The sequence below is a fragment of the Janibacter sp. CFPM2_SD2 genome (assembly GCF_057364645.1).
Genome location: NZ_JBNFOF010000160.1, coordinates 1 through 7343, shown reverse-complemented (window position 1 = coordinate 7343; position 7343 = coordinate 1). Strand labels below are relative to the sequence as shown.

Below are 7343 nucleotides of genomic sequence, written 5' to 3'. Positions count from 1 at the left end.
GCCTCGAGGCGGGCGCGCTCGGCCTCCTCCTCGGCGAGCAGCTGCTCGTCGAGGCGGCGCAGCTCGGTGGCGCGGCGTTCGGCACCAGCGTCGTCACCGGCCGCGACGGCGACCATCATCGTGCGCACCAGCTGCATCTCGTGGACGAGACGGGCCCGGCGCTGGAGGTGCTTGTCGGGACGTTCGACGCGGGCGTGAGCGTAGGCCTCGAGGACGGTGTCGAGCGCCTCCGGGTGCAGCTCGCCGACCAGGGGCGCGAGGTCGTCGGCGGGGTCGGCGACCTGCGCGGACTCCCAGCCGAGGAATCCCTTGACGTCCGGCTCGTCGCCGTCGTCGGGGCTCGCGAGGATCGTGCCGGGACCGATCGCCCCGTGGGTCGGCGTGGCCGTGAAACCCCACAGCGACTCGTCGTCGAGGATGCCCTCCCACCGAGCGAGCAGCCCGGTGGGCACCCGGCCGGTCGCGGCCGCGCGGTCCAGCTCGGCCAGCCGGCGGGCCCGGTAGGCCGCGGCGTCGTAGACGGGGACACCAGCCTCCTCGTAGATGCGCACGTCGATGTTGTGCAGCTGCGCCAAGGCCCGGCCGAGGCCGGCCGCGAGCGTGGACCCGGGCGCGATCGACGCGACGTCGACCATCCGCCCGGTGAGGTAGCTGCTGACGCACGCGCGCCCACCCTCGGGCAGCGCGGCCCACCCCTTGACCGCAGGTACCGGCATCGTCAGGCGCCGCGCGAGCAGCGCCAGCAGGGCCGCCGACTGCTCGAGCTGCGCCGAGGCAGCGGGGGTCCGGGGAGCACGCACCACCACCGGCGGTGGTCGTGGTCCTGGACGAAGGCGACGTCGAAGGGGGAGACCGACGGCGTGACGACCCCCTCGACCGAGTCGGGGTCCAGGCCGGGCACGGCAGCGCTGGCCAGAGCGGCGAGAGTCAGCGGTCCACGAGAGGTCACCCGCCCACCGTACGAGCCCGGCGGCCCCGAGACGGGGAGCAACGCCCTCCGAGCCGGGGATCCGTGCCCGGGCCTAGGGTGGGTGACGTGGACCATGACCCGATGCGCGACCTGCCCATGACCGCCTCGGACATCGACCGCGACGGCCAGCGGCGGTCCGACCCCGACCTCCTGCCGCGCCTGCTCGCCGACCCGGCCACGCGGGTGCTCGAGCTGCGCGGCGACCGGTCCCCCCTTCGCCCCGACGGTCGGCTGGCGCTGCGCCCACCGCAGCCGGACGACGCCGACGGGTTGCTCGTCCACCTCGGTCTCGTCGACGGCATCGCCCACATCGCCACCTGCCACCCCGCGCCCCCCGGCGAGCCGGTGCCCCGCGAGGAGCGGCTGGACTCCGCCCCCTTCGCCACCCTCCGTGAGGTCGCGGTGCAGCTGCGCCGACCGAGGCCGCGCTCTTCGCGACGGCGCTCGGCCTGGCCAACTGGCACGTGCGGCACCCCCGCTGCCCCCGCTGCGGGACGCCCACCGAGGTCGTGCAGTCCGGCTGGGTGCGCCGCTGCCCGCAGGACGGGTCGGAGCACTACCCGCGCACCGACCCGGCCGTCATCATGGCGGTCACCGACGACCAGGACCGGCTGCTCCTCGCGCGCAACGTCGGGTGGCCGGAGGGCCGCTTCTCCGTCCTCGCCGGCTTCCTCGAGCCCGGCGAGACCATCGCCGGCGCCGTCGCTCGCGAGGTGGGGGAGGAGACGGGGGTCGAGGTGACCGACGTGCGCTTCGTCGCCGACCAGCCGTGGCCCTTCCCCGCGTCGCTGATGATCGGCTGCACCGCCCGCGCCACGACGACGGCGATCACCCCGCAGCCCGACGAGATCGCCGAGGCGCGGTGGTTCACCCGCGACGACTTCCGCCGCGAGCTGCGCGAGGGCTACCTGCGCGCCGCCGGCCGGCTGTCGATCTCGGCCCGGCTCATCGAGGGCTGGCTCGGGGAGCGGCTCGACGAGGTGGCCTGACGGTCGCAGCCGTGGCCCGGGGACCACGGGTGTCGGGCGCGGGTGAGAGAGTGCCGGGGTGATTTCTTCGGCCGACCCGCAGACCGCGGACGACATCCTCGCGGCGCTCGACCCCGAGCAGCGCGAGGTCGCGGCCAACCCGACCGGACCCATGGTCGTGCTTGCCGGTGCCGCACGGCAGACCCGCGCCATCACCCACCGCATCGCCTACGGCGTGCGCTCCGGCGCCTACCAGCCGCAGCGCGTGCTCGCCGTGACCTTCACCGCCCGCGCCGCGGGCGAGATGCGCACCCGCCTGCGCGACCTCGGGGTCGTCGGGGTGCAGGCCCGCACCTTCCACGCCGCGCGCTGCGCAGCTGCACTACTTCTGGCCCCAGGCCATCGGCGGCGCGGCCCCCGAGGTCATGGCGCACAAGGTGCCGGCCGTCGCCGAGGCCGCCTCCCGCATGGGCATGCGGCTCGACCGCAGCGAGCTGCGCGACGTCGCCGCCGAGATCGAGTGGTCGAAGGTCTCGCTGCTCACCCCCGAGACCTATGCGCCGCGGCCCGACGCGACCAGCGCGAGGCGCCCGGCATGGACCACACCGCCATGGCCCGGCTCATCGCGACCTACGAGGAGGTCAAGGGGGAGCGCGGCGTCATCGACTTCGAGGACGTGCTCCTGCTGACCGTCGGCATCCTCGAGGAGCGCGACGACATCGTCCGCACCGTGCGCGACCAGTACCGGCACTTCGTCGTCGACGAGTACCAGGACGTCAACGCGCTGCAGCAGCGCCTGCTCGACCTGTGGGTCGGCGGCCGCGGCGACATCTGCGTCGTCGGTGACCCGGCGCAGACGATCTACTCCTTCACCGGCGCCACCCCCCAGCACCTGCTGCGCTTCACGAGCACCCACCCCGGCGCGGCGACCGTGCGCCTCGTGCGCAACTACCGCTCCACCCCGCCCGTGCTCGCCCTGGCCAACCGGCTGCTCACCGACCCGAGCGGCCAGCGACGCGGTGGTGCCGTCGAGCTCGTGCCGCAGCGCGAGGGCGGCGAGCCGCCCCGCCTCACGGCGCTCGACGACGACCCTGCCGAGGCGGCCTGGGTCGCCGACCGGATCAAGGAGCTCGTCGCCCAGGGGCGACCGCTGCGCGAGATCGCGGTCCTCTTCCGCACCAACGGCCAGTCCGAGGCCTTCGAGTCCGCGCTCGCGGACGCCGACGTGCCCTACCTCGTGCGCGGGGGCGAGCGCTTCTTCTCCCGCAAGGAGGTGCGCGAGGCCGTCCTGCTGCTGCGCGGCGCTGCCCGCACCGACGACGGGAGCAAGCCACTGCCCGCCTTCGTCGGCGACGTGCTCGGCGGCATGGGCTGGCACGAGGACCCGCCCTCGAGCTCGGGCGCCGTGCGGGCCCGGTGGGAGTCGCTCAAGGCGCTCGTCGATCTCTCCGCCAGGCTGGCGTCGACGACGCCCGACGCGCGGCTGCCCGACCTCGTCGCCGACCTCGACGAGCGCATCGCCGCCCAGCACGCGCCGGACGTCGAGGGCGTGACCCTCGCGTCGCTCCACGCGGCCAAGGGCCTGGAGTGGGACGTCGTCTTCCTCGTCGGCTGCTCCGACGGGCTGATGCCGATCATGATGGCCGAGGGGCCGGAGGAGATCGAGGAGGAGCGGCGCCTGATGTACGTCGGCGTCACCCGCGCCCGTGAGGTCCTCCACCTGTCGTGGGCGCGCGCCCGGACCCCGGGTGCCCGCGGGACGCGACGGGTCAGCCGATTTCTCGATCAGGCGAGCGGCATCCTCGGCGAGGGCGCGCGCTCGACCCCCAAGCGCGCCAAGGCGCTCGCGGCTCGGGTGGCCCGCTCAAGGCGGCCCGCCCCAAGGTGTGCAAGGTGTGCGGCACTGAGCTGCAGACCGCGACCGAGCGGGCGTCGGGTCGCTGCCCGCAGTGCCCGCCGACCTACGACGAGGCGACCTTCGAGCGCCTGCGGTCCTGGCGGCTCGCGGTGTCCAGGGCGGCCTCCGTGCCCGCCTTCGTCGTCTTCACCGATGCCACCCTCGAGGCGATCGCGGAGGCCGAGCCGGCCCACCAGCGCGACCTGTCCGCCATCAGCGGCGTGGGCCCGCGCAAGCTCTCGCTCTACGCCGACCAGGTCCTCGCCGTCGTCGGCGGAGCGGACCCCGACGAGGTCGCCGAGGCCGCCGTCGGTAAGCCCGAGGACTGACCCGGGACCACCCCGACAGGCATCCGAAATTTAATTCGGTGGCGCGCACGAGAAGCGTGCTCTACGTTGGTCCTTGTCAGTCGGTCACGCCATCGCGTGTGATCCGAGAGCGCGTCGACGAGAGGAGGGCAGGACTCATGGACAACATCACGATGAACCTCATCCCGGAGTCTTGGGCTGCCCTCGTGCCGTCCGCCGATTGCATCGGCGACGCCACCGGCGTCTTCATCGACCGTGGCCGCACCCTGGCCGCTGAGCCGAAGACCCCCTTCGTCGTGGACCCGCGCCCTGCAGGACCTCCCGTCTAGGAGACGGACTCACAGGTCCTCCTTCTCAGGCCGCGGCATCCCGACACCGGGAACCGCGGCCTTCGTCGTGTCCCGGCACCGCCACAAGCACCCGCCACCCACGCATCACACGCCACCAGGAGAACCCGACGTGACGACCCTGACCCACCCACCGATACAGCGCCTGACCCCGTGCCAGGCGGAGGAGCCCGAGATCTGGTTCGCCGAGACGCCCGCCGGCGTCGAGTACGCCAAGGCGCTCTGCCAGGACTGCCCCTTCCAGACGAGGTGCCTCCAGGGCGCGCTCGAGCGCCGCGAGCCCTGGGGTGTCTGGGGCGGAGAGCTCTTCGACGCCGGACGCGTCATCCCCCGCAAGCGGCCGCGTGGCCGCCCCCGCAAGCACCCGATCCCCGCCTGAGCGAGAGACCGAGAGGAGGAGACACCATGAAGTTCCCCAAGATGCCGCGTCTGCGGCACACGGACCGACCGCTGGCCTACGTGCCCGAGCGTGAGCGCCGTGAGCTGCTGGCTCGCCGCCACGACCCCCGACCCGCTCACCTGAGCTTCCGATGAGCAGGATCGCCGGCGGCGTCGATCACGACTCCGCCCGAGAGGCCGACAGGCCCCACCCGATGCCCCGGGTGGGGCCTGTTGTCGTCTCCGCCGCGGGAGGCGAAGGGGGTGCACGTGGCACTCTGGTGCCCATGGCCACCACGCTGCGCATCGCCCAGGACGAGGCTGCCGACGAGCTGCTCTCCTCCGACCCCTTCGCCCTGCTGCTCGGGATGCTGCTCGACCAGCAGTTCCCGATGGAGCGGGCCTTCGCCGGCCCGGCGAAGGTCAAGGAGCGCTTCGGCTCGCTCGACCCCGCGAAGATCGCGGCGGCCGACCCGGAGAAGTTCGCCGACCTGTGCGCGACGCCGCCGGCCGTGCACCGCTACGGCCGCTCGATGGCCGGTCGCATCCAAGCCGTCGCCGAGGTCGTGCGCGACGACTACGACGGCGACGTCACCCGCATCTGGACGAGCACCGACGACCCCGCCGAGATCGTCAAGCGCCTCAAGGCGCTGCCAGGCTTCGGCGACCAGAAGGCGCGCATCTTCGCCGCCCTGCTCGGCAAGCAGCTCGGCGTGCAGCCGGCCGGCTGGCGCGAGGCGATCGGCCCCTACGCGGAGGAGGGCTCGCGCCGCTCGGTCGCCGACGTCACCGACGAGACCTCGCTGCAGGAGGTCCGGGACTACAAGAAGGCCGCGAAGGCCAAGGCGAAGGCCGCCAAGGGCTGACGCCCCCGGACCTGCGACGGGTGGACGTCAGCCGTCGGCGAAGCCCGGCAGCAGCCGCTCCATCGACCCGCGGGCCGGGATCGTCGCACCGAGCTGGCACAGCACGCCGGTCGACCCGACGAAGACGCGGTGGATCATCGCGTACTCGCGCGGCATGTTCATCCGCAGCCCGGTGGCGAACTCGGGCGCGCGCAGGTCGGTGACCCCGCGGGCCGCGGCGCGCAGCCACTCGCGGGTGAAGGCGTGCTCGGGCTCGCGGAGCGGCTCGACGAAGGGGAGCAGGTAGGTGAGCACCTCGTCGGCGTCGACCTCGATGCCCGGGAGGATGAAGCCCTCGGACCGGAGCCCGTCGACGACACCCTCGGCGTCACCGGCGAGCGCCCGCCGCACGAGGCGACCGACGACCGGGGGGATGCCGTGGGGCAGGTGCGCGACGGCGCCGTAGTCGATGACGCCGAGCCGCCCGTCGGGGGTGAGCCGGAAGTTGCCCGGGTGCGGGTCGGCGTGGAGGAGACCCGCCCGCCCCGGCCCGTCGAGGAGGAACTCGAGGTAGAGCTGGCCCACCCGATCGCGCACGTCCTGGTCGGCGTCGCGGATGACCTGGCTGAGCGGCGCCCCGGGCAGCCACTCGCCGACGATGACGTGCCGGGTGTGCAGCACGACGTCGGGGACCGCGACGTGCGGGTCGTCCCTGAAGGCCTGCGCGAAGGCCCGCTGGTTGGCCGCCTCGAGCCCGTAGTCGAGCTCCTCGTCGGCGGCCGCGAGCAGCTCGTCGGTCACCGGCTTGATGTCGATGCCCGGCATCCAGGTCGTCGCCACCCGCGCCAGCCGGGCGATCTGCTGCAGGTCGGAGCGAAGCGCCCGGTCGGCGCCGGGGTACTGCACCTTGACCGCGACCTCCCGGCCATCGGCGGCGATGCCGCGGTGCACCTGGCCGATCGACGCGGCAGCTACGGGCGCGTCCTCGATGTCGACGTGCTCGCGCCACCGGGCCCCGAGGTCGCGGGCAAGTACCTCGTGGACCTCGGCGGTCGACATCGGGGGAGCGGCGTCCTGCAGGCGCACGAGCATCTCGCGGTAGGGCTCGACCATCTCCTCGGGCATCGCGGCCTCGAGGACGGAGAGGGCCTGGCCGACCTTCATCGCGCCGCCCTTGAGCGAGCCGAGCACGGCGAAGAGCTGCTCGGCGGTGCGGCGTTGGATCTCCTCGGTGACGACGTCGGCGGGCGTGCCCGTGAGGCGGCGCCCGACGCCGCGGGCGCTGCGACCGGCATGGCCGAGGGGCACGGCTGCCAACCGTGCCGCGCGCCCGGCGGCTCGTCGTGGGATCTGGCTCACACGGCCTTGTGTCGCCCCACCCTGACGCTGCGGCGCACCCCCTTCGGGCGTGGTGTCGGCCGGGGTGCGCTCCCGGTCTCCGCGCACCCCGGGCAGCCCGGGTGGGAGGGCCACCGGTGCCGCTCGAGGGTGGGGCCGGCGTGGCCACCTCGAAGGACCACTCCGGGGTGGCGACCAGACCCGCGAGGTGGTCGAGGGCGAGGCGCGGTCGTCAGGCCGGCGGCGAGCAGCCGGACGGCGGGGCAGCCCCGTCCGTTCGGTTCGGGCCCCG

At 74.1% G+C, this 7343-nt stretch carries 9 protein-coding genes and 1 pseudogene; 7 read left to right on the top strand and 3 right to left on the bottom strand.

Features of this window, described 5'->3' with window-relative positions:
- On the bottom strand, window positions 1-800 hold an 800-nt coding region (locus AC2W7J_RS13705; protein WP_485983057.1), incomplete at its 3' end, for a phosphotransferase.
- On the bottom strand, window positions 719-1279 hold the full coding sequence (locus AC2W7J_RS13700) for a hypothetical protein (RefSeq protein WP_485983055.1): 561 nt from the start codon (window positions 1277-1279) through the stop codon (window positions 719-721). The genes AC2W7J_RS13700 and AC2W7J_RS13705, both read right to left, overlap by 82 nt.
- 155 nt (window positions 1280-1434) lie before the next feature.
- Here AC2W7J_RS13700 and nudC point away from each other — a divergent pair, with 155 nt between their 5' ends.
- From nudC to AC2W7J_RS13665, 7 genes and pseudogenes are all read left to right on the top strand, one after another.
- Window positions 1435-1959, top strand: coding sequence for an NAD(+) diphosphatase (gene nudC, locus AC2W7J_RS13695; protein ID WP_485983053.1), 525 nt, complete (start codon window positions 1435-1437; stop codon window positions 1957-1959).
- Between the two features lie 151 nt (window positions 1960-2110).
- Window positions 2111-3613, top strand: a pseudogene (locus AC2W7J_RS13690) (ATP-dependent helicase); the annotation flags it as partial.
- A gap of 50 nt (window positions 3614-3663) precedes the next feature.
- The gene (locus AC2W7J_RS13685; RefSeq protein WP_485983058.1) at window positions 3664-4164 is read left to right on the top strand and encodes an HRDC domain-containing protein; all 501 of its coding nucleotides are present in this window, start codon (window positions 3664-3666) and stop codon (window positions 4162-4164) included.
- Between the two features lie 137 nt (window positions 4165-4301).
- Entirely contained in the window at window positions 4302-4472 is a 171-nt protein-coding gene (locus AC2W7J_RS13680) for a hypothetical protein (protein ID WP_255185525.1), read from the top strand.
- A 130-nt stretch (window positions 4473-4602) separates the two neighbouring features.
- Window positions 4603-4869 (top strand): WhiB family transcriptional regulator, encoded by a 267-nt coding sequence (locus AC2W7J_RS13675; protein ID WP_485983051.1) that lies wholly within the window; start codon window positions 4603-4605, stop codon window positions 4867-4869.
- 26 nt (window positions 4870-4895) lie between these two features.
- Window positions 4896-5024 (top strand): hypothetical protein, encoded by a 129-nt coding sequence (locus AC2W7J_RS13670; protein WP_255185527.1) that lies wholly within the window; start codon window positions 4896-4898, stop codon window positions 5022-5024.
- Window positions 5025-5155: 131 nt separating this feature from the next.
- On the top strand, window positions 5156-5734 hold the full coding sequence (locus AC2W7J_RS13665) for an HhH-GPD-type base excision DNA repair protein (protein ID WP_485983048.1): 579 nt from the start codon (window positions 5156-5158) through the stop codon (window positions 5732-5734).
- A gap of 27 nt (window positions 5735-5761) precedes the next feature.
- On the opposite strand, the gene AC2W7J_RS13660 is transcribed toward AC2W7J_RS13665, so the two are convergent.
- A complete protein-coding gene (locus AC2W7J_RS13660) occupies window positions 5762-7021 on the bottom strand; it encodes an ABC1 kinase family protein (RefSeq protein WP_485983046.1) in 1260 nt (419 codons plus the stop codon).
- Window positions 7022-7343 lie beyond the last annotated feature (322 nt).